Annotated in this window: 20 protein-coding genes; 12 read left to right on the top strand and 8 right to left on the bottom strand. The window is 61.3% G+C overall.

From position 1 onward, the window contains the following. Window positions 1–49 precede the first annotated feature (49 nt). Window positions 50–973, bottom strand: coding sequence for a 1-phosphofructokinase family hexose kinase (locus DFO46_RS22625; RefSeq protein WP_183042004.1), 924 nt, complete (start codon window positions 971–973; stop codon window positions 50–52). Between DFO46_RS22625 and DFO46_RS24010 the strand changes: the two genes are divergently transcribed. Further along, window positions 972–1,142, top strand: a complete 171-nt coding sequence (locus DFO46_RS24010; RefSeq protein ID WP_183042003.1) for a hypothetical protein — start codon at window positions 972–974, stop codon at window positions 1,140–1,142. The two genes, DFO46_RS22625 and DFO46_RS24010, sit on opposite strands and share 2 nt — an antisense overlap. A 68-nt stretch (window positions 1,143–1,210) precedes the next feature. Beyond that, the gene (locus DFO46_RS22620; RefSeq protein ID WP_120279190.1) at window positions 1,211–1,828 is read left to right on the top strand and encodes a riboflavin synthase subunit alpha; all 618 of its coding nucleotides are present in this window, start codon (window positions 1,211–1,213) and stop codon (window positions 1,826–1,828) included. Between the two features lie 6 nt (window positions 1,829–1,834). Here DFO46_RS22620 and DFO46_RS22615 read toward each other — a convergent pair whose 3' ends face one another. Then, on the bottom strand, window positions 1,835–2,221 hold the full coding sequence (locus DFO46_RS22615; RefSeq protein WP_110793674.1) for a response regulator: 387 nt from the start codon (window positions 2,219–2,221) through the stop codon (window positions 1,835–1,837). Window positions 2,222–2,423: 202 nt separating this feature from the next. Between DFO46_RS22615 and DFO46_RS22610 the strand changes: the two genes are divergently transcribed. Together DFO46_RS22610 and DFO46_RS22605 are read left to right on the top strand one after the other, a co-directional pair. Then, window positions 2,424–2,813, top strand: coding sequence for a hypothetical protein (locus DFO46_RS22610; RefSeq protein ID WP_110793673.1), 390 nt, complete (start codon window positions 2,424–2,426; stop codon window positions 2,811–2,813). Window positions 2,814–2,867: 54 nt separating this feature from the next. Beyond that, window positions 2,868–3,356 (top strand): MgtC/SapB family protein, encoded by a 489-nt coding sequence (locus DFO46_RS22605; RefSeq protein WP_110793672.1) that lies wholly within the window; start codon window positions 2,868–2,870, stop codon window positions 3,354–3,356. Between the two features lie 14 nt (window positions 3,357–3,370). Here the strand turns inward: DFO46_RS22605 and DFO46_RS22600 are convergent, their stop codons facing one another. Both DFO46_RS22600 and DFO46_RS22595 read right to left on the bottom strand, forming a co-directional pair. After that, on the bottom strand, window positions 3,371–4,162 hold the full coding sequence (locus DFO46_RS22600) for an SDR family NAD(P)-dependent oxidoreductase (protein ID WP_245422697.1): 792 nt from the start codon (window positions 4,160–4,162) through the stop codon (window positions 3,371–3,373). After that, window positions 4,162–4,353, bottom strand: a complete 192-nt coding sequence (locus DFO46_RS22595; protein WP_120279189.1) for a DUF3008 family protein — start codon at window positions 4,351–4,353, stop codon at window positions 4,162–4,164. Before DFO46_RS22595 ends, DFO46_RS22600 begins: the two co-directional genes overlap by 1 nt. Window positions 4,354–4,483: 130 nt before the next feature. Here DFO46_RS22595 and glgX point away from each other — a divergent pair, with 130 nt between their 5' ends. Next, the gene (glgX, locus tag DFO46_RS22590; RefSeq protein ID WP_120279188.1) at window positions 4,484–6,562 is read left to right on the top strand and encodes a glycogen debranching protein GlgX; all 2,079 of its coding nucleotides are present in this window, start codon (window positions 4,484–4,486) and stop codon (window positions 6,560–6,562) included. 10 nt (window positions 6,563–6,572) lie between these two features. Here glgX and DFO46_RS22585 read toward each other — a convergent pair whose 3' ends face one another. Both DFO46_RS22585 and DFO46_RS22580 read right to left on the bottom strand, forming a co-directional pair. Next, window positions 6,573–7,631 (bottom strand): PAS domain-containing protein, encoded by a 1,059-nt coding sequence (locus tag DFO46_RS22585; protein ID WP_245422696.1) that lies wholly within the window; start codon window positions 7,629–7,631, stop codon window positions 6,573–6,575. Between the two features lie 178 nt (window positions 7,632–7,809). After that, a complete protein-coding gene (locus DFO46_RS22580) occupies window positions 7,810–8,997 on the bottom strand; it encodes an acyl-CoA dehydrogenase (RefSeq protein ID WP_110793710.1) in 1,188 nt (395 codons plus the stop codon). 101 nt (window positions 8,998–9,098) lie between these two features. Here DFO46_RS22580 and DFO46_RS22575 point away from each other — a divergent pair, with 101 nt between their 5' ends. The 5 genes from DFO46_RS22575 (at window position 9,099) to DFO46_RS22555 (ending at window position 18,636) form a co-directional block, all read left to right on the top strand. Continuing rightward, window positions 9,099–10,025 (top strand): LysR family transcriptional regulator, encoded by a 927-nt coding sequence (locus tag DFO46_RS22575; RefSeq protein WP_120279186.1) that lies wholly within the window; start codon window positions 9,099–9,101, stop codon window positions 10,023–10,025. A gap of 128 nt (window positions 10,026–10,153) precedes the next feature. Next, window positions 10,154–15,598, top strand: coding sequence for an alpha-2-macroglobulin family protein (locus DFO46_RS22570; RefSeq protein WP_120279185.1), 5,445 nt, complete (start codon window positions 10,154–10,156; stop codon window positions 15,596–15,598). After that, the gene (gene pbpC / locus DFO46_RS22565; protein WP_120279184.1) at window positions 15,598–17,685 is read left to right on the top strand and encodes a penicillin-binding protein 1C; all 2,088 of its coding nucleotides are present in this window, start codon (window positions 15,598–15,600) and stop codon (window positions 17,683–17,685) included. Before DFO46_RS22570 ends, pbpC begins: the two co-directional genes overlap by 1 nt. 72 nt (window positions 17,686–17,757) lie before the next feature. Next, on the top strand, window positions 17,758–18,159 hold the full coding sequence (locus tag DFO46_RS22560) for a hypothetical protein (protein WP_120279183.1): 402 nt from the start codon (window positions 17,758–17,760) through the stop codon (window positions 18,157–18,159). Window positions 18,160–18,219: 60 nt separating this feature from the next. Beyond that, window positions 18,220–18,636: an OsmC family protein gene (locus DFO46_RS22555; RefSeq protein WP_120279182.1), complete on the top strand. Its 417-nt coding sequence runs from the start codon at window positions 18,220–18,222 to the stop codon at window positions 18,634–18,636. Here DFO46_RS22555 and DFO46_RS22550 read toward each other — a convergent pair. Further along, on the bottom strand, window positions 18,633–19,172 hold the full coding sequence (locus tag DFO46_RS22550) for a DUF1810 domain-containing protein (protein ID WP_348627766.1): 540 nt from the start codon (window positions 19,170–19,172) through the stop codon (window positions 18,633–18,635). The two genes, DFO46_RS22555 and DFO46_RS22550, sit on opposite strands and share 4 nt — an antisense overlap. A gap of 245 nt (window positions 19,173–19,417) precedes the next feature. Here DFO46_RS22550 and DFO46_RS22540 point away from each other — a divergent pair, with 245 nt between their 5' ends. Continuing rightward, window positions 19,418–20,521, top strand: a complete 1,104-nt coding sequence (locus DFO46_RS22540) for a DUF475 domain-containing protein (RefSeq protein ID WP_120279180.1) — start codon at window positions 19,418–19,420, stop codon at window positions 20,519–20,521. Between the two features lie 81 nt (window positions 20,522–20,602). On the opposite strand, the gene DFO46_RS24005 is transcribed toward DFO46_RS22540, so the two are convergent. Then, window positions 20,603–20,770 (bottom strand): hypothetical protein, encoded by a 168-nt coding sequence (locus tag DFO46_RS24005; protein ID WP_165826398.1) that lies wholly within the window; start codon window positions 20,768–20,770, stop codon window positions 20,603–20,605. 129 nt (window positions 20,771–20,899) lie between these two features. Here DFO46_RS24005 and DFO46_RS24000 point away from each other — a divergent pair, with 129 nt between their 5' ends. Then, a complete protein-coding gene (locus DFO46_RS24000) occupies window positions 20,900–21,055 on the top strand; it encodes a hypothetical protein (protein WP_183042002.1) in 156 nt (51 codons plus the stop codon). Window positions 21,056–21,119 lie beyond the last annotated feature (64 nt).

Below are 21,119 nucleotides of genomic sequence, written 5' to 3'. Positions count from 1 at the left end.
TTCCAGAATTGCATGCCGGACGCAGCCCAGACCTGCCGACGCGGCAGGATCAGCCCTTGGCCGAGGCGTAGAGCCGCAAGACATCCTCACGCCGGCAGAGCTCGGTACCCGGGGTCATCACTGCTGCAGCTCCGGCCGCCTGTCCAAAAAGGAATGCGTCTTCGATGTCATGCCCTTCCGACAGCGACCAGACGATCCCCGCGACAAAGCTGTCGCCGGCTCCCGTCGCCGAGTTCACCGGAACCTGGATGGCAGGGAGCCGAATGATGGTCTCGGCGGACACCAGGATTGCTCCATCGCCCCCCAGCGTCACCGCGATGTATTCGGCGATCCCGCGTCGAACGTAATCCTGCGCCACCGGCCCGACGCGATCATGATCCAATCTCTCGCCAACAAAGGCTTCGAACTCACCCAGGCTTGGTTTGACCAGATACATGCGTGCCGAGGAGAGGGCCGACGCCAGTGCCGGTCCGGATGTGTCGAGAACGAACCGTGCGCCGCGCGCTTTCGCTGCGTCGGCGAGGCGCACATAGGTATTGTCGGGTGCTCCCCGCGGCAGGCTACCACTTGCCACGATGTAGTCGGCATCGCTGGCGCAGACCGCCTCGATGACGGGGGCCAATTCGGCTTCCGTTACCAGTGGTCCTTCGGGAACAAAGCGATATTCGAGATTTGTCGAGATCTCATGCACCGCAAACGCGACTCGAACGGGATCATGGATGGGAAATGGGCGTTCGACGATCGGCAGAGGCTGCAGCATAGCCTCCAGAAGTGTACCCGTATCCCCGCCCGCGAGAAAAGCCAGTTCGCAGGTGCCGCCGAGCGCCGCGATGACACGGGCGACGTTGACGCCGCCGCCGCCGGGAAATTGCTGCTGGTTGTGGGTTCGGGTCTTGTGCGTATGCCGCACGGCATCTGCATCGCTGGAAATATCGATCGCGGGATTGAGGGCAAGGCACAGGATTTTCGTCATGGAAACCATCAATGTACTGGCGGGGATAAACGGGCTGCGCGGCAATGCTGCAGATGTAATCCGACCACGCCCTGCACGGCAAGCGCTGCAAAAGCCGCATGCGCATGCAGATGCCGCCATTCGTCGACGCTACGGTTCCGATGCCGTTCACCAAATGCAGACGCAGTGATCTCGCCTTGGGCATTGCCTTTGCCTCGGGAGACATTACCTTCCGGCAAATTCGCAAGGAAACCGCTCATGTACACCGGCATCGTCCAGACCGTCGCCCCCGTCGAAAACGTCGTTCGCCACGACGGCTACACCACCTTCCATATCCGTTTTCCAGAACGGTTGATGAGCGACCTGCAGATCGGCGCAAGCGTGTCAGTGGAAGGCGTCTGCCTCTCCGTCACCTCGATGACCGGCACGGACGTCACGTTCGACGCCATGGATGCCACCTTGGAGCGCACAAATCTTGGCACGCTGAAAACAGGCAGTCAGGTGAATCTGGAGCGCTCGGCCAAGCCGACGGACGAAAATGGCGGGCATAACATTGCCGGTCATATCGCGACCACCGCCCAACTGATCGCCGCCAAGATGGAGATGCCGGGCGCGTTCATTCAGTTCAAGGTGCCCGACGAATGGGCCAAATACGTCTTCAAGCGCGGCTACCTCGCCGTCAACGGTGCCAGCCTGACCGTCGCCGAAGCCGATGAGAACGTATTCACCATCAACCTCATTCCGGAAACCCTGCGCCAGACCACGTTTCCACGGTACAAGGTTGGGGATTATCTCAACATTGAGGTCGATCATCAGACAATGGTGATGGTCGACGTCGTGGAACGGACACTCGAACGGTTGATGGCCAAGCGCTGATACGGGTCAGTGGCGTCCTTGGAAACGACCGTGCGGGGTGTCGGTCATCAGTGACGTTAGAACCTTCCGGTAATCCGCAGGCTTAGGCGCGCACAATTCCTCCGGGATGCCGTTGGCCTCAATTTCCTTGATCGCCGAGCCCGAGACGATCCGGAAGGGAATTCCGGCCTGCCGGAGCTTCTGAACGATCGGTGTCACCGCTCCATCCCGGACCTGGAAGTCCAGGATCGCTCCAGCGATGTGTTCACTAGCCAGAATCTCAAGCGCATCCCGAACAGTCTCGGTTGTGATCACGGCAACACCAGCCTTCGAGACTGCATCGGCCGCATCCATGGAAATGAAGACGTCATCTTCGACGATGAGAATGGTGTCGATTGCCAGTGCCTGTCGCATTGTCTTTCTCCTTCTGCAACCACAACGCACCTCCGCACGCTTTGTTCAGTTTTTCTTAAATTGCCAAATATCATGGTAAACAATAGGTTAAGAGGATTTGGCGCAGATCCGGGCCGACAACCTCTAGGATTGCATCCCCTCGCACCAGGGAACAACGCTGCCACGCCTGCGTTTTCACGTCGAAACGAACGGGAGAACATCCATGCAGATTGTAGCGACGAAAGTGCACGAACCGACCGGCTCCAGCTCCGGCTTCACCGTGGAGTTCGAAGGTGATGGCGGCGAACGTGTGTCGGTGGTCATGGCGCAGTCGCAAAGCGGCGGCGTGACCAGGGAAAACGCCTTGGAAAAGGCGCAGGTCATTCTCTTGCAGGCGGGAAGCTTCGGTGCAGCGAATGACGACACGGCAGCGAATGGCAATTATCCGGTGGATGGCGAGCCGAGCGATGCCGTGGAGAGCCTGATGCAGGAACGGGAAGAGGCCGGAAAGCCCGGAAGCAACCTGCAGGAAGGTCTCGAAGACACGTTCCCGGCAAGTGATCCGGTCTCGTCGACCTATACCTCGACAGCTGCCCGCGATCAGAAGAACTGATGGTGGAAACGGCTCCGGTCTTCGCCGGAGCCGATCCCGTCATGGAAAACAGCCATGCCACAGGAACTGACCGCGTTTGGAACCGAAACGACGCTCGCTCTCTCCTCCATCGTCATTCGCCTTTTGGTCGCGCTCGCATGCGGGGCGGCAATTGGCTTCGAACGAGAGTGGAGAAGCCACGCTGCTGGCCTTCGGACGCATATACTCGTCTGTCTATCGGCAGCTATTGTCGCCATTCTGACGATCGAGATCGCCCATCACCCCGCTTTCGATGGAGAAGAGGTCCGAATTGACCCTTTGCGTCTCGTTGAAGCCGTCACCGCAGGCGTTGCCTTTCTTGCGGCGGGCATGATCGTCTACGCAAAAGGACGGGTCACCGGGCTGACGACCGGAGCCGGCCTCTGGTTCGCTGGCTCTATTGGTCTCTCCTGCGGCCTGGGTTTTTGGCAGATCGGCCTGATTGCGACCGGCTTTGCGTTGAGCGTGCTGTGGCTGGTCAACCTCCTTGAAAATCGCATCCCGAGCCGCACCGACGATCGGTGACGACACCGTTCATCTCATCGCAGGAGGCTTTGTCCGCCGTCGACCCATATGGGCGTTCCGGTCACATGACGCGACGCAGACGAAAGAAGGAAGTGGATCACCTCCGCAACCTCTTCGATGCTGCCCGATTCTCCCCCCGTCAGGGGAATGTCGCCCTCGGGAAACGCGACCGGAACTTCCGTTTGCTCGCGGCCACGCAATGCCGTGTTGTCGTCGATGCTGGTATCGATTGCCCCCGGACACACAGCATTGATGCGAATGCCATGACGGCCCAGCTCCAAGGAAAGCTGTTGGACCATGGCGAGCTGTGCGGCTTTGGTCGCCGAATAGGCCGTAGCGCCGGGTGTGGTGAATGTTCGCGTCCCGTTGATGGAAGAGACGACGACAATCGATCCGCCCGTCCGCTTCATCGGTCCGACGCAGTGATGCAGCGTCAGGAATGTGCCACGCAGGTTGATGGCAATCGTCTTGTCGAATTCCTCTGGCATCAGGTCGTCGATCGGCGCCCAGGTCCCGTTCACCCCGGCATTCGCAACCACCATGTGCAACCCATGCCGCTCTGAAAGGAGCGTTGCGACAGCCTGTTTCATCGCCTGATCGTCGCTGACATCCGCGACAAGCACCATTCCGTCTCCACCCGCGGACCGGATCTCTGCAAGTGCGTCTTTCAACTCGTCCTCAGTCCTGCCGAGAAGGCCGACATAGGCACCCCGCGAGGCAAGCTTCAGGGCGGCACCCCGACCGATCCCGGAACCGGCACCGGTTATAAGAGCAGTCTGACCCACCATTTCCGGCTGTTGACGCATTATTTCTTGCCTTCCGCATGCTCTGGCTTGCCTTTGTGTTTCGTTGCGGCAAGCGCCTCGAGTTCAAGCTCGCTCATGCTTTTTTCCATGCTTTTGGAAGCGCCCTTCAGATCCGATTTCCTGGCATCGCCGCGTTTTGCGGCAAGCGCTGCCCCGGCGGCTTTTTGCTGTGCCTTGGACTTGGCTGGCATTTGTCATCCTCGCTATTGGTCGATGTGCCCGAAACAACCGCAACCGTCATGGATTGTTCCGGCCGGAGCATCGGAACAAAGATCCCTCCCGCCGCTTTACGGGGGACAAACGCCACGCACCGAGGAATTCATGGACACCAACAGCAAGCATTTCCACGTTGAAGCCGGTGACTGGCACCGTTTTGGCGCCCATTTTGACGGCAAGGGCACGAACTTCGCCCTTTTCTCCGCCCATGCCGAGCGCGTCGAACTCTGCCTGTTTGACGACAGCGGTAAGATTGAAACGGCCAGGATTACTCTGCCGGAATATACCCACGAAGTTTGGCACGGATATCTTCCCGACGTGAAACCCGGCCAGCTCTACGGCTATCGTGTGCACGGCCCCTATGATCCCGGCAATGGCCACCGCTTCAACGCAAACAAGCTCCTGCTCGATCCCTACGCGCGTGAAATCGTCGGAGATTTCGACTGGAACCAGGCCCATTTTGCCTATGATCTCGACAGCGAGGAGAAGGATCTCACCTTCAACGACCTCGACAGCGCCCCCTATATGCCGAAATGCCGTGTGGTTGATCCATTCGCCAACCCATCGACAAACGGCTTTTCCGGCGTCCCGTGGGCAAAGACCATCGTTTATGAGACCCACGTCAAGGGTTTCACCAAGCTCAACCCCGCGATCCCCGAGAACCTGCGCGGCACCTTCGAAGGGATGGGCCACAAGGCAGCGGTCGACTACATCAAGAGCCTTGGCATAACGTCCGTCGAACTGCTCCCCATTCACGCCTTCCCCGACGACAGCCACCTTATGGACAAGGGTCTGCACAACTTCTGGGGCTACAATACGATCGGCTTTTTCTCGCCCGCCAGCCGGTATTACGGTCCAAACGGCATTGCCGGCTTCCGCGACATGGTCCGCGCCTTCCATGACGCCGGCATCGAAGTCATCCTCGATGTCGTCTACAATCACACGGCAGAAGGCAACGAACTCGGTCCGACCTTGTCTTTCAAGGGTATCGACAATTTCTCTTACTACCGCACCTTGCCCGACAATCATCGTTACTACATCAACGACACCGGCACCGGAAACACGGTCAACACGTCGCATCCGCGCGTCTTGCAGATGGTGCTCGACAGCCTGCGCTATTGGAAGGAAGAGATGCATGTCGACGGTTTCCGCTTCGACCTCGGCACGATTCTCGGCCGTGAACCGGAAGGTTTCGACCAGCGCGGCGGTTTCTTCGATGCAATCACGCAGGACCCCGTCCTGTCGAACGCCAAGTTGATCGGCGAGCCGTGGGACATCGGGCCCGGTGGCTATCAGGTCGGCGGCTTCCCGCCGGGCTGGGCCGAATGGAATGACAAATATCGCGATTCCACCCGCGATTACTGGTTGAACGGCGACAATTGCGCCCCGGACTTCGCAGCCCGTCTTCTCGGGTCCGGAGATATCTACGACATGCGCGGCCGGCGCCCTTGGTCGAGTGTCAACTTCATCACCGCCCATGATGGTTTCACGCTCAACGACCTCGTGTCCTACGACCAGAAGCACAACGATGCCAATGGTGAAGACAACAACGACGGACACAACGACAACCGAAGCCACAATTACGGCCACGAAGGACCGACGGACGATGAGGGAATTAACGCCCTCCGGGAGCGCCAGAAGCGCAATTTCCTCGCAACGTTGTTCTTCTCGCACGGCACGCCGATGCTGCTCGCCGGCGATGAGTTCGGCCGTTCGCAGATGGGCAACAACAACGGCTATTGCCAGGACAGCGAGATCAGCTGGCTGCACTGGGAGAACCTTCCCCCGTCCTGCGAGGAGTTGCGGTCATTCACCACCCGATTGATTGCCATGCGCACGGAGCAGCCCCTGCTGCGGAGAGAAAACTGGCGCGATGGCATGAACATCGATTGGTACAACATGACGGGAGGAGCGCAGAAGCCGGAGCATTGGCTCGACGGCAATCCGCTCGCGCTGAAACTCCGACGCCAGGACCTCGAGGCCGAAGAGGGTGTCTGGCAGGAGGTGCTGATGTTGTTCAACCCGGTCGACCAGGACACGGAATTCACCATTCCGAAAACAGACGGTGGCGACTGGACACTGGAATTGACGACGTCAGATCCAGGTCGGACAGGCGATGTCGCAGCGGAAGCCGCAGGCTTCATGATGGAAGCGCGCTCCTTCGCTTTGTTCCGCCGGGCGTAAGGCTGATCTTTCAGCTCGCGTCCACGCGGGTCAGCACTTCGAAATCGTACAACTGCCCGGCGACAGAAATGCGCCGGGCAGAAATCGTCACGTCGATGACCTGGCCGTCGGCGCCGTGGATCTCGCCGCGCTGGCCGCTATACCCACCGTCCAGATCCAGCAGTCGCAACCGCTCCGCACGCGCCTCGTCTCCCTTCACCACGCCAGAGGCAACCATTTCGCTGCCCCGAATATCGTCCCAACTCTTGCCGATCAGATCGAGATAGGCCTGGTTCACGCGCACATACCGCGAATTGCGCTGACCGATGCTGGAAATGGAGAAGGCAACCGGCGAAAGCTCGAACAGAGCCTGGATGACAGGCCCTGAGAGGGCAGTCGCCTCGGCCTGATCGATGAGATCACGGCTAAACCCGGGATCCTCGGTATTGTCGGAAAGTTCGTAGTCGGCAGGCATCGCCAGCTCGTCGCGCAAGACGGCGACCAGACGCCAGAGGTCGACCTCAAGAAAATGCGGCTTATGCGCATCGTCCACCTTATCCAGAGAGGTGGGAATGGAAGCGATCGAGGCCCGAATGCGCCGGCCTTCGAGATCATTTTTCCCGGAGGAGAGGAGCGCTTCGAGCTTGCTGACGGTCACCTCCCGCAGCAGGGCGTAAGCGTCCTGCAGCTTTGTGGCACGCGCGGCCTCCACCTCTTCCATGGGAACCGTGTCGTCGGAAACAGGCAGTTCCTCCAGAATAGCCCAAACCTGCTCTTCTTCTGGACAGTCTTCATAACCTTGGGTGCCCTGCGGCGCATAGCGCACGAGGGCCAGGATGGTGTCCACGCCAAAGGCGCTGACATCGACCGGCTCGGAAGTGCCTTCTGCATCCGTTCTGATGGCGGTCAGCCGCGTCGGCCCACCATTGTCGTCAAAGTAGACGCTGACCTCGGAGACGAAGTCCGGAAAACTGAGCCAGGGATGCTCCACTCGGAATGCAGACAGGGCTGCACTATCCAGAACCGTAACGGCGTACATGCCATTTCCTCCACTACCGGCGATCATACCGTGGGTTTTGCCCTGATCCAACTCAGGATCATACTCTTCCGGCCCGCCTTGTCATGCGCAGCATGTCGAGCATGAACCCTAGTGGTTCACAAGTGTAGAAATGCTTAAATTCGGATATAATTCCAAAGGTATGGCGCAGATTCAAGACAGCCGCACCCCTCTATTTCAAGGGATATTGCGGCTGTCTTGGAACAAGACTTCAGAAGAAGGCCTGAATACCGGTTTGCGCACGACCGAGGATCAATGCATGCACATCATGCGTGCCCTCATACGTGTTCACCGTCTCGAGGTTCTGCGCATGGCGCATGACATGGTACTCGATCTGGATGCCGTTGCCGCCGTGCATGTCCCGCGCCATGCGAGCAATGTCGAGCGCCTTGCCGCAATTGTTGCGCTTGACGATCGAGATCATTTCCGGAGCGAACTGATGTTCGTCCATGAGGCGGCCAACGCGGAGTGACGCAAGCAGACCAAGCGAGATTTCGGTCTGCATGTCGGCAAGCTTCTTCTGGAAGAGCTGCGTGCCAGCGAGCGGCTTGCCGAACTGCTTGCGATCGAGGCCATACTGGCGGGCGCGGTGCCAGCAATCCTCGGCCGCACCGAGCACACCCCAGGAAATGCCGTAACGGGCACGGTTGAGGCAGCCGAAAGGACCTTTGAGGCCGGACACGTTCGGCAACAGCGCATCCTCGCCGACTTCGACGCCGTCCATGACAATCTCGCCGGTCACGGAAGCCCGCAGCGAGAGCTTGCCACCAATCTTCGGTGCCGACAGACCCTTCATGCCCTTTTCAAGAACAAAGCCCCGGATCTCGCCGCCATGCGCCTCGGATTTCGCCCAGACGACGAAGACATCGGCGATCGGCGCGTTGGAGATCCACATCTTCGAGCCGCGCAGGCGATAGCCGCCTTCGATCTTCTCGGCACGGGTCTTCATGCCGCCCGGATCGGAACCGGCATCCGGCTCGGTCAGACCGAAACAGCCGATCAACTCACCCGAAACGAGACCCGGCAGATACTTGTCCTTCTGCTCTTCCGAGCCATAGGCATAGATGGGATAGATGACGAGAGAGGACTGAACGCTCATCATCGAGCGGTAGCCGGAATCGACACGCTCGATTTCCCGCGCCACGAGACCGTAGGACACATAGTTCGCATCGGCCGCGCCATATTTCTCAGGCAAAGTGACGCCGAGAAGACCGGCTTGGCCCATCAGGCGAAAAAGCTCTGGCTCCACCGTTTCGCCGAGATAGGCGTCTGCCACCCGCGGCGCAAGTTCCGCCTTGGCGAAAGCGGCTGCGGCGTCCTGGATCATCCGCTCGTCCTCACTGAGGATCTCGGACATCAGGAAAGGGTCACTCCAGGAAAAGGGCTGCATCTCGCTCATGGTCATCGCATCCATATTTGCTTGTCGACCACAGATTGCTCATATCGGACGATTAAACAAGCCATGTTTACTCATGTTGCTATTAGGTCTAGTCATAACGGATGCTGACACATCAACGCCGCTTCCTGCCCTCGACCAGCGCGCTCGCCGCCTTCGATTCCGTCGCCAAGCTCGGAAGCTTTTCGGCGGCAGCCAATGAACTTGCCCTGACACAAGGCGCCATCAGCCGCCAGATCGGCCTGTTGGAGGACCAGCTGGGCGTCAAATTGTTTGAACGCACCAATCGCGGCGTCGAGCTGACGATTATCGGGCGAACCTATGCCAAGGGGATCGGCGACGCGCTGGCCACGATCCGCACCTTGTCATTGGAGGCCATGGCAACCCGCGACGACACACATTTGAGGCTGGCGATCCTGCCGACCTTCGGAACGCGCTGGCTGATGCCGCGCATGCCGGACTTTCTCGCTCGGAACCCTGCCGTCATCATCGACTTTGCCACGCGCATCGGCCAGTTCGACTTCGAAGGCTCCGGCATTGATGCTGCCATTCATATTGGCGAACCCAATTGGCCAGGCACCGATTGTCAATTCCTCATGCACGAAATGGTCGCACCCGTCTGCAGCCCGGCCTTTCTGGCCGAGAACCCGGTGGGGCGCCCGGAAGACCTGCTCTCCAAACCGCTCTTCGACATGGCGTCCCGTCCACGCGCCTGGGAGCAGTGGTTTGCCTCTTTGGGCATGCAGGAAGGCCATGGCGGCGGCATGCGCTTCGAGCAGTTTTCAAACGTGGTCCAGGCCTGCCTGGCAGGGCTCGGCATTGCGCTGGTTCCGACCTTCCTGATCGAACCGGAGCTTGCGAGCGGCCAGTTGGTCCGCGCCTTCGACCACGAGGTAAAAAGCGCCAGCGCCTATTATCTCGTTAGACCCTTGTCACGGATGGCCTACGGCCCGGCCAGCGCCTTCGCCACCTGGATCATCGATCAGGCGCGCGACTTCAGTGGCTCCGGACGCGCCGGATCGCGCGGCTGATCCATATCCATCGTACTGAATTTGCAGATAGTGAGAGACTGTGTCGGCTGCCGATTGACAAGCCCCTGACATGATCCAAGAGTAGTTTCTATAAGGCTGAATTTGAAGTTGGCCTCGGGGAGAAAGCTATGTTCACGCGCCGTCTGTCGGTCATTCTCACGATGACCATGTCACTCCTTGCCCTCACGCTTCCCGCGTCTGCGCAGGACAGCCGCACCGTGGTCACGGTGGATGATGCCGATTATTTCGGCTTCGACCTGAGGACCGAGAAGAACGTCTCGCTCGACGAGTGCGAGGCAAGCTGCATCGCCGATGGAACCTGCCGCGCCTTCACCTACAATCCCAAAGTGAAGTGGTGCTTCCTGAAATCCGACTACAACCAGATGAACAGTTTCGTCGGCGCCGTCGCCGGAAAGATTGTCGAGACGGCAGCTGAAGAAGACATCGGCGCCCCTGCGCCACTCGCCTTCGTATCTGAACAGCTGAAGACCGATGCGCGCAATCAGCGTGACAGCCTGACCCTCCCGCCGGACCGCGAAGGAGCCGGCCGCGAAGCCCTGATCGACGAGGCGCGCGCAGCCATTGCCGGCGGCAATGTTGATGGCGCCATTGCCGCCCTGAAGGGTGCGCTCTCGATCGAGCCCGACGATGCCGCAACCTGGCTGGAACTGGCACGCGTCGCCAATACCGTCTCCAACAACTACACCTACGCCAACGAAGCGACGATGGCGGCCATCAACGGCTATGGCCTGACCCGAGACGCCGTGACCCGCGCCGACGCGCTGGCCACCTTGGCGCTTGCGCTGGAGAAAAGCGAAAACTACCGGGCCGCTCTCAATGCCTACAAGGCGAGCCTCGAATTGGCCGCCAATGCGCAGGTGCGCGCAGCCTTTGATGATCTGCGGTCCCGCCAGGGCTTCCGTATCGTTAGCAACACCGTCGATTCCGACGCTGCCTCACCGCGCGCCTGTGTCGAATTTTCCGAGCAACTGATCAAGCGCGGCGTTGATTATGCCCAATACGTGACCCTCGACGGCAAGCCGCCGAAGGCCGTGGAAGCCAAGAATAATCAGATCTGCGTCGAGGGCCTGGAGCATGGAGGCCGTTACCGTCTCGCCATTCGCGCGGGCCTGCCGTCCTCCGTCGAGGAAAATCTGGAAGCCCCGGTCGAACTCGAGGTCTATGTCCGCGACCGCTCGTCCACCGTGCGCTTCACCGGCGACAGCTTCGTTCTGCCGTCCACGGCGCGCCAGGGCATTCCGCTGGTCTCCATCAACTCGGACAGCGCCAAGCTTGCTCTCTATCGCATCGGCGACCGCAACATCGCGCCCCTTTTGGCCGCCTCGCAGTTTCTGACCCAGCTTGACGGCTACACCGCAAGCCGCGTCGAAGACGAAATCGGCGAACTGGTCTGGCAGGGCACGGTCGACATCGCCAACAAGATGAATGAGGAGGTCATCACCAGCATCCCGCTGCAGGAGGCGCTGCCGACGCGCAAGCCCGGAATCTATGTGCTCACCGCCGTCGCCGCCAACAGCACCGCCGAAAGCTGGGATAGCCGCGCCACCCAGTGGTTCGTCGTCTCCGATATCGGCCTCTCGACCTTTGCTGGCACCGATGGCCTGCACGTCTTCGCCCGGTCACTGGCATCAGCGGCCCCGCTGGAAGGGGTCGAGCTGCAACTGCTGGCGAAAAACAACGAGATCCTGGCAACCGCCAAGACCGACGCCGATGGACAGGCCCGGTTCGATGCCGGCCTCTTGAAAGCCGGTGCAGCCATGGCGCCGGCCGTGATCGCCGCCCACACAAAAGATGATGACAACGTCTTCCTCGACATGACCCGCGCCGGCTTCGATCTTTCCGACCGCGGCGTCACCGGCCGCCCGGCCCCCGGCCCCGTGGACGTCCTCTCCTGGACCGAACGCGGCATCTACCGCCCCGGCGAAAGCGTCCATGTCGCAGCGCTCGCCCGCGACACGGAAGCCGATGCGATCAGCGGCCTGCCGCTGACCTTCATCTTCCTGCGCCCCGATGGCGTCGAGTTCCGCCGCATGGCCGTCTCCAGCGAAAGCCTCGGCGGTTACGCCATCGACCTGCCGCTGCTGGCCAATTCCATGCGCGGCACCTGGAACGTCGCCATCCACACCGATCCGAAGAAGCCGGCCATTGCCCAGTCCTCCTTCCTTGTCGATGATTTTGTACCTGACCGCCTGGACATGACGCTGGCCAGCGACGCGACCACCCTCGCCCCGGATGGAAGCGCCACGATCAATGTCGAAGGTCGCTATCTCTACGGTGCGCCGGCGGCTGGCCTGTCGCTTGAAGGCGAACTGGTCGTCACTCCCACCAGCAGCCATCCGGATTACCCGCGCTACAGCTTCGGCCTCTCCGACGAGGAGGACGTCGAAGGCGTGCGCGTGCCATTCGAAGCGCTCGACGCCCTCGATGACAGCGGCCAGGCCAGCATTGATGTCGCGATTACCGACATGCCGTCCACGACCCGTCTTCTGAATGCCGACGTCGTGCTGCGCCTGCGCGAAGGCGGCGGCCGGGCGATCGAACGCAAGCTCACCCTTCCGGTTACCCCGGAAGGCCCTGTCATCGGTATCAAGCCGGAATTCGAGGGCGACGTTGCCGAAAACAGCACGGCCGCATTCAACCTGATCGCAATCGGTCCGGACGGTTCCAAGCAGGATCTGCCCGCAGCCAAATGGAAGCTGGTCAAGCTCGAGCGGAATTACCAATGGTACCGCGAAGGTTCGTCCTGGCGCTATGAGCCGATCACCACCACCTCGCTGGTGGCCGATGGGACCGTCGACATCAAGGCCGATGGCACTGCCCTTTCCCTTCCCGTCACCTGGGGCAGCCACCGCCTTGAGGTCGAACAGGGCGGCTCCGTCTCCAGCGTCGATTTCGACGCCGGCTGGTTCGTCTCCGCGAGCTCGACCGAAACACCGGATGCCCTGCAAGTCGGCCTCGACAAGGCGACTTACCAGGTTGGCGACACTGCCCGTCTCAAGATCTCCCCGCGCTTCGAAGGCAAGGTGCTGGTAACGGTCGGAACGGATGCCTTAATCACCTCCAAGGTTGCCGATGTGCCGGCAGCAGGCGCCGAGATCGAGCTTCCGGTTACCGCAGACTTCGGTGCCGGTGCCTATGTCACCGCCACCCTCTTCCGGCCGGGTGACGCACAGGAAAGCCGCATGCCCGCCCGCGCCATCGGCGTAACCTGGCTCGGCGTTGATCCGGGTGCCGACAAGCTGGCGGTGAAGATCGCAACGCCCGAGAAGACACTTCCGCGCCAGCCGCTGGAAATCCCGATCGAGGTGGCCGGTGCCGGCATCGGCGAGGAAGCCTATGTCACGGTCGCCGCCGTCGATGTCGGCATCCTGAACCTCACCCGCTACGAGGCCGCCGATCCGGAAACCTACTACTTCGGCCAGCGCCGCCTCGGCCTTGAACTGCGCGACCTCTATGGCCGCCTGATCGACGGCTCGCTTGGCGCGACCGGCACGCTCCGCACAGGTGGTGACGGCGGCGAAGTCGCTCTCCAGGGCAATCCGCCCAAGGAGAAGCTCGTCGCCTTCTTCTCCGGCCCGGTGAAGCTCGATGCGAGCGGCAAGGCAACGGTGTCCTTCGACATTCCGCAGTTCAACGGGACAACCCGCGTCATGGTCCATGCCTGGTCGAAGACCGGGGTCGGCCACGCGCAGGCCGACGTCATCATCCGCGATCCGGTCGTCGTCACCGCAAGCCTGCCGAAATTCCTCGCCCCCGGCGATGAAAGCAGCCTGCGTCTCGACATCGCCGCGACCGATGCCCCCGATGGCACTTACACGCTGGTCGCAACCGGCAACGGTCCTGTGACGGTGGGTGGCGAAGCGTCCAACGAAGTCACGCTCGCCTCCGGCAAGACGACGACGCTGACCCTGCCATTGTCGGCGGTCAATCCGGGCCAAGGCACGATCGACGTGGCACTATCGGGTGCCGGTGGCATCACCGTCAGCCAGTCACTCGATCTCCCCGTCCGTCCAGCAACGCTGCCGATCACCCAGCGGCAGGTCATCGCCGTGGCGCCCGGCAAGAGCCTGACCGTCGACGGCAATCTGCTCGCCGACAGCCTGCTGGACGGTGCTTCCGTCAGCCTGAACGTGACGCGGGCCGATGGCCTTGATGTGCCGGGCCTGCTGATGGCGCTCGACCGCTACCCCTATGGCTGCGCCGAGCAAACCACCAGCCGCGCGCTGCCGCTGCTCTACTTCGATGAACTGGCAAAGATATCAGGTCTTCCGGAAGATCCGGAAATCGCCAAGCGCGTCCAGGACGCCATCTTCCGCGTGCTGTCCTACCAGTCTTCCAGTGGCTCCTTCGGCCTCTGGGCTCCGGGTTCGGAAAGCCTGTGGCTTGATGCCTATGTCACCGACTTTCTCACCCGTGCCCGCGAGCGCAAGTTCGACGTGCCGGAAGAGGCGCTCGTCCAGGCTCTGCAGAACCTGCAGAACCGCATCGCCTATGACAACGACATCCGCACGCGCGGCAATGACATCGCCTATTCGCTTTACGTGCTGGCCCGCAGCCGCAAGGCCTCGCTCAGCGACCTGCGTTATTATGCCGACACGATGCTGGGCGACTTCCCGACCCCGCTGTCGAAAGCCCATCTCGCTGCAGCACTTTCGCTCTATGGCGACTCGCAACGCGCAAACAGCGTCTTCGCCGATGCCTCCGGCATGTCGGAACAGGCACGCCTGACACCGGTCAGCTTCAGCCGCTCGGATTACGGCTCGTCACTGCGTGATGCAGCCGGCGTCCTGGCGCTGGCGGCCGAAAGCAAGCCTATGCCACCCGTCGTGCCGATCCTGGCAAAGGTCGTCAATGAGGAATGGAAGGCAAAGCAGACGCTCAGCACCCAGGAACAGACCTGGATGCTGCTCGCCGCCCGCGCGCTTCAGCAGGACGATGCCGGCCTGCAGATCGATGTCAATGGCGCCGACCGGACGGGAGCCTATGCCGCGACTATTCCGGGCGAGGCCCTGCTTCAGGCACCGGTCACCGTGACCAACAAGGGCAGCGATCCGATCAGCGCCGCGATCACCACGGTCGCCGCTCCCGTCGAACCACCGGCCGCCGGTGGCGAAGGCTTCGAGATCAGCCGGACCTACTACACGCTGGATGGCGAAGAGGCCAACATCACCGAAGCCATGCAGAACGAACGGTATGTTGTCGTGCTGCAGGTCACCGAAGAGGACGAATGGCCGGCCCAGCTTCTGGTCACCGACCTCCTGCCGGCCGGCTTCGAGATCGACAATCCGAGCCTGGTCGATAGCGCAGCACTCGCCAATTTCGACTGGATCGGCCAGACGGAAACCGCCCATCTCGAATTCCGCAGCGACCGCTTCGTTGCGGCCGTGAACCGGGCTGAAGACGAGAACGGCACGATCACGCTCGCCTATGTCGTGCGTGCGGTGACCCCGGGCACCTACGACCTGCCGGCAGCGGCCGTCGAGGACATGTATCGTCCGCAGCTCTCCGCAAGGACGGCAGCTGGCGGCATGACGGTCTCGGCAGCCCCCTGATGGCACGCTTTCGAAAGCCCCTGATCGTCATTGCCACAGGCACTGCCGTGACGGGGCTTTCGCTGTTTGCCCTCGACTGGGCCGACAAGCATTTTCCGCCGCCGATCGAGGCGGCCCGGTCCGTGTCGACGGAAATTCTCGATCGCGACGGGCAACTGCTGAGGGCCTTCGCCACCCGCGAGGGCCTCTGGCGGTTGAAGACAACCGCAGAGGATGTCGATCCCGCCCTGATCCGCATGCTGGTCGCCTATGAGGACCGCCGCTTCGACCGTCACGCAGGCGTCGATATGCTCGCGCTCGGCCGCGCTGCCTGGCAATTCGTCACCAATGGCCGCATTGTCTCGGGCGCCTCGACGCTCTCGATGCAGGTCGCGCGCCTGATCGAGCCCCGGCGCGAACGGTCACTCACCGCAAAGCTGATCCAGATCGCCCGCGCCCTGCAGTTGGAACGCCGGCTGTCGAAGAGTGAGATCCTCGATCTTTATCTGACCCACGCCCCCTATGGGGGGAATCTTGAAGGCGTGCGCGCGGCAAGCCTCGCCTGGTTCGGCAAGGAACCGAAGCGGCTGACAACAGCGGAAGCCGCCCTGCTCGTCGCCCTGCCACAGCTTCCAGAAAAGCGCCGCCCTGACCGCTTCGCCGACAACGCCTTGCAGGCTCGCAAGCGGGTTCTCGAACGCGCCGAAGAAGCCGCCATCATCGAGCCCTCGGAAATCGCTTTTGCATTGAATGCCGACCTGCCGAGAGCCCGTCGCCAGCTTCCGGCCCTCGCCCCGCATCTGGCCGAAGCCGCAAGGCGTGCATCCCCCACAACTGAGCGTCATCAAACAACGCTACTTCGTCCAGTTCAGGAGAAGCTCGAGACAGTTGCCGCCGAAGCCGGACGCAAGCTCGACCCCAAAGTCTCACTCGCCCTTGTTATGGCCGATGCCACGACAGGCGAAATCGTCGCCGAAGTGGGTGCTGCCGACTATTTCGACGCCAGCCGCTCCGGCTGGATCGACATGACCCGCGCGGAGAGGTCGCCGGGCTCGACGCTGAAACCCTTCATCTATGGACTGGCTCTTGAACTCGGCCTCGTCGCCCAGGAAACCATCGTCGAGGATCGTCCGGCCGATTTCTTCGGTTACCGTCCGAAGAACTTCGACATGCAGTATCAGGGCGACGTCACCATCCGCCAGGCGCTGCAACTGTCCTTGAACGTCCCGGCCGTCCGGCTGCTCGACAGCGTCGGCCCATCCCGCTTGATGGTCCGCCTGCGTCGCGCCGAAGTCGGACTAAAACTGCCACCCAACGAAGTGCCCGGTCTCGCCATCGCCCTTGGCGGCGTCGGGGTCACGCTGAAAGGTCTCGTCCAGCTCTATGCCGGTCTTGCGAACCGCGAGCAGCCAGTGAGGCTCGGCGATGGTATCCGCGACAAACCCGGCCTGATCGACGACCAGCCGCTGCTGGAACCGATCGCCGCCTGGACGATCGCCGACATCCTGGGAGCGGTACGGCCCCCGGCTGGCAGCCCACCCGCTGGCATCGCCTACAAGACCGGCACCAGCTACGGTTACCGTGATGCCTGGTCGGTGGGCTATGACGGCCGTTATGTCCTGGGCGTCTGGATCGGTCGTCCGGACAATGCGGCCGTGCCCGGCATCTCCGGCTACAAGACGGCAGCGCCCATTCTGTTCGAAGCCTTCGCCAAGTCGGGCCTCGCAGGCACTGCCCTTCCCCGAGCCCCGACAGGTGCCGCGCATCTCGCCGCCAATGATCTTCCGGCCGGCCTTCGGCGCTTCTCCATCAATCCGAACGGCCTCGTCTCGGCCTCCGCCCGGGAAAAGCCACCGCAGATCGTCTATCCGCCCGAAGGCGCACAGCTGGAACTCGGCCGCGACGCAGCCGGCACCCCACTCCCGCTCGTCATGAAAATGCAGGCGGGCCGGGCCCCCTTCCGCTGGTTGGTCGATGGCAAGCCCATGACGGATTCGACCCGCAGGCGAACCGGCGAATGGCATCCGCCGGGCCAGGGCCAGGCGACCCTCACCGTCATCGATGCCGATGGGCGGGCAGCATCGGTCAATGTCTTCATCCGCGAATAAGCGTGACGTGATCCGCGAGTAAGGTACTTCCGTAAGAGACTCGGACAGACACTCGATCGGGAGATCCACGCCATGCATTCCAGCCTGAGAACCGGACTGATGACGCTGGTGACGCTCGCGCTCACCTCTACGGCATCGCTCGCCAACGAACGCTTCACCGCCAACGATATCCGCGAGGACATTATCGGCAAGCGCATCTATCTGGCCGTGCCGCTCGGCGGCGAGTTTCCGCTGAACTATCGCCGGAACGGCCAGGTTGATGGATCGGGCGAGGCATTGGGCCTCGGCCGTTTCGCAAAGCCGAACGACACAGGTCGATGGTGGATCAAGGGTGATCGTCTCTGCCAGCAGTTCACCAGCTGGTACAAGGGCGCACCTATGTGTTTCGAGCTGCAGAAAATCAACGACAAGCAGCTGAAATGGACCCGCGACAACGGCGAGACCGGCACCGCCCGCATCGGCAGCAGCATCTGACGCTCCTTGCAAGCAGGAAGCCACAAATCTATCGTGCTTCGATCATAGTTGGAGCACGAAATGGCTGATTTGCACCAGCGCCCGATCGGCGCCACGGCGAACTTGGGAAGGACCGGTTATCCGCATGTCCGATCGGAAACCGGAGGCACGATTGATATCGTGACCGGCGTCTCCGAACCCGGTTTCAACCCGCTCGACCTGCTCCTGGCCTCACTTGCCGCCTGCATGAGCATGAGCGCCCGCATTGCAGCCCGGGAGATGGGACTGAACGACAGACTGTCTGGCGTCAGCGCAAAGGTGAGCGGCGAAAAGGCGAAGGAGGGGCCCTCTCGTTTCCAGTCCCTGACCGTTGTCTTCCGGTTCGAGGGCGGTCTCGACAGCGCCGAACAGCTCAAGGTCGCCCATCGGGCCGAGCAGGTCTGCACCGTCAGCAACACATTGGCCATCAAGCCGGACATCGTCCTCGATCCGGCTTAAGCCGACACCAAGGCCAACGTCAGTCGGTCCGGCTCACCTTCACAGAACCGAGCCAGTGCCTGGGAGAACGGGTAGGCCCGCTGATCCTCCACCACCGAAGAGAACAGCGTCATGCAGGACCGGAATTTCAGATCATCCGGCGAACCGAAGATCTCGTAGAGTGAGCGGTCCTGGATGGCGAGCACAGCCTCGGTTACCTGAACAAGGCGCGGACCGAGAATCGGATGCGCCAGATAGATGTTTGCCTCGTCGACCCCTGCCAGCCCGAAATGGCGTGCCGTTTCAGACCGTCCGAGATCACGAAGCTGCGGAAAGATGAACCACATCCAGTGGCTTTCCTTTTGGCCCCGTCGCAGTTCAGCAAGAACGGTTGCGAAGACCGGCTCCTGCGCCAGGAGAAATCGGTCGGCGTCCCAGATATCCATCGCTAATCTCCGCATGTGTGTTATCGGATGGAACGCAGCAATGGGCATTGGGTTCTTCCGGCGATCGACCTTGAAAACGGCGTCCGCCGCCACATCTGTCTGGTAGATCATCACACGTCTTGACCTTTTCGTGAGCTTCGGTGAGAAGAAGACGTGACGCAAGTTTAAGACTTGTGATCGAACCTGGTGCCGGGCCCCTCTGGCGAGAGTTTACGGCGCTCTCGTGATGTCGGTACCGCCAGCAATCGTCGGCCGGCGGATTCAAAAATAATGAACACTCGGATCATGCTTCATACGAAGGCGTGCAAGACGCATCGTATTCCCGCTCCGTGCCTCCTGATGACGGAGGTACAGTCATGAGCACTTCAGCAGCAACAGGCGCCCAGTCCACCCTCGGATATTTCCGCTGGGCCTTCATCGTCACGGTGATCGGCCTCATCCTCGGCGGCATTCTCGGCTGGCAGATGACCGGCACGATCGGCGGCATGGCCACGGTCTTCTTCATCTGCAGCGTGTTGGCCGTCCTCGAAATCTCGCTCTCGTTTGACAACGCGATTGTCAACGCCAACAAGCTGAAGGACATGACGCCCGTCTGGCAGCAGCGCTTCCTGACCTGGGGCATCATCATCGCCGTTTTCGGCATGCGCATCGTCTTCCCGCTGCTGATCGTCGTGATCGCGGCGAAGATCGGCCCGATCGAAGCCATTGTTCTCGCTGCCCGCGAGCCGGTCGAATATGCCCGCATCATGAATGAGGCACATCTGCCGATCGCAGCCTTCGGCGGCACCTTCCTGATGATGGTCGGCCTCACCTACTTCTTCGACCACGAGAAGGATGTGCACTGGATCGAGATCCTCGAGAAGAATATGGCCCGCTCGGCCTCGATCAAGGGCATCGAGATCGCAGTCGTCCTCTTGCTCATCCTGCTCTTCTCCAACCTTCTCGAAGGTGAGGAAGCGACGACCTTCGTCTATTCGGCGATCTACGGTCTCGTGACCTTCCTGGCGGTCGAAGTGCTTGGCGGCCTGCTGGATGCCTCGCAGAAGACGATGACTGAAGCGGCCAAGGGCGGCCTCGGCGCCTTCATCTACCTCGAAGTGCTCGACGCCAGCTTCTCCTTCGACGGCGTCATTGGCGCCTTTGCATTGACACAGAACCTCTTTGTCATCGCCATTGGTCTCGGCATCGGCGCCATGTATGTCCGCTCGATGACGATCATGCTGGTCGAAAAGGGCACGCTCGCCGAGTACCGATACCTGGAACACGGCGCCTTCTACGCCATCCTGATCCTGTCGGTGATCATGTATGTGCAGACGCTGGTCCATATTCCGGAGGTCATCACCGGCCTCGGTGGTGCGGCTCTCATCGGTATCTCGCTCTGGTCGTCGATCCAGTACAACAAGCGGGAGCGCGAGGAAGAAGAACGCGCGGCCCGCGAAACGGTCGCCGAAAACATCTGAGTTCACCGCTCAAAATGCAGAAAGGCCGGCGGGTTAGCGCCGGCCTTTCTGCGTTATGTCGCTCGTCGTTCCGCAACGTCCTCAGTCGGGACCTGCGTCAGCCTCTTGCGAACCTGTCTTCGGCAACGAACCGGCACCGGGCGTCTTCATCTGATCCTGGAGTTCCGGCTTGTCATGCGGCCCTGCTGCCGGCAGGTCTTTCGCGGTGGACCCGTTGTCGTCATGTTTGGGTTTGTTGGTCGTATTCATCGATACCTCCGTTGATGAACACGAAAACAGACTGGCCGGGGAAAGGGTTCCGCCCGACCGATGTTTTCGGGAACATGATGGCATGACGGGTGTTTGATTTTGAGCATCATCCACCCGAGGGAGAAGATCATGATCAACGAAAAACGCCGCCAGCAGCCGGATCCCAAAGAGGGTACCGCCAAGACGGACGACCGCGACCTGCAGCGTCAAGACGGCGAAAGGGTCGACGCTGCCGAACCAACAGAACAGGGTGTCGACCTGGATCCGAAGCGGCGGATCGACTGACGGCACGGCCATGAAAGGCTGAAACCGTCCAATGCTTTCGAGCCGCCTCCCACGTGATACGACC

The sequence above is a fragment of the Rhizobium sp. AG855 genome, assembly GCF_003610655.1.
Taxonomy (GTDB): Bacteria; Pseudomonadota; Alphaproteobacteria; order Rhizobiales; family Rhizobiaceae; genus Allorhizobium; species Allorhizobium wuzhouense.
This window is presented reverse-complemented; position numbering and strand designations above follow the sequence as displayed.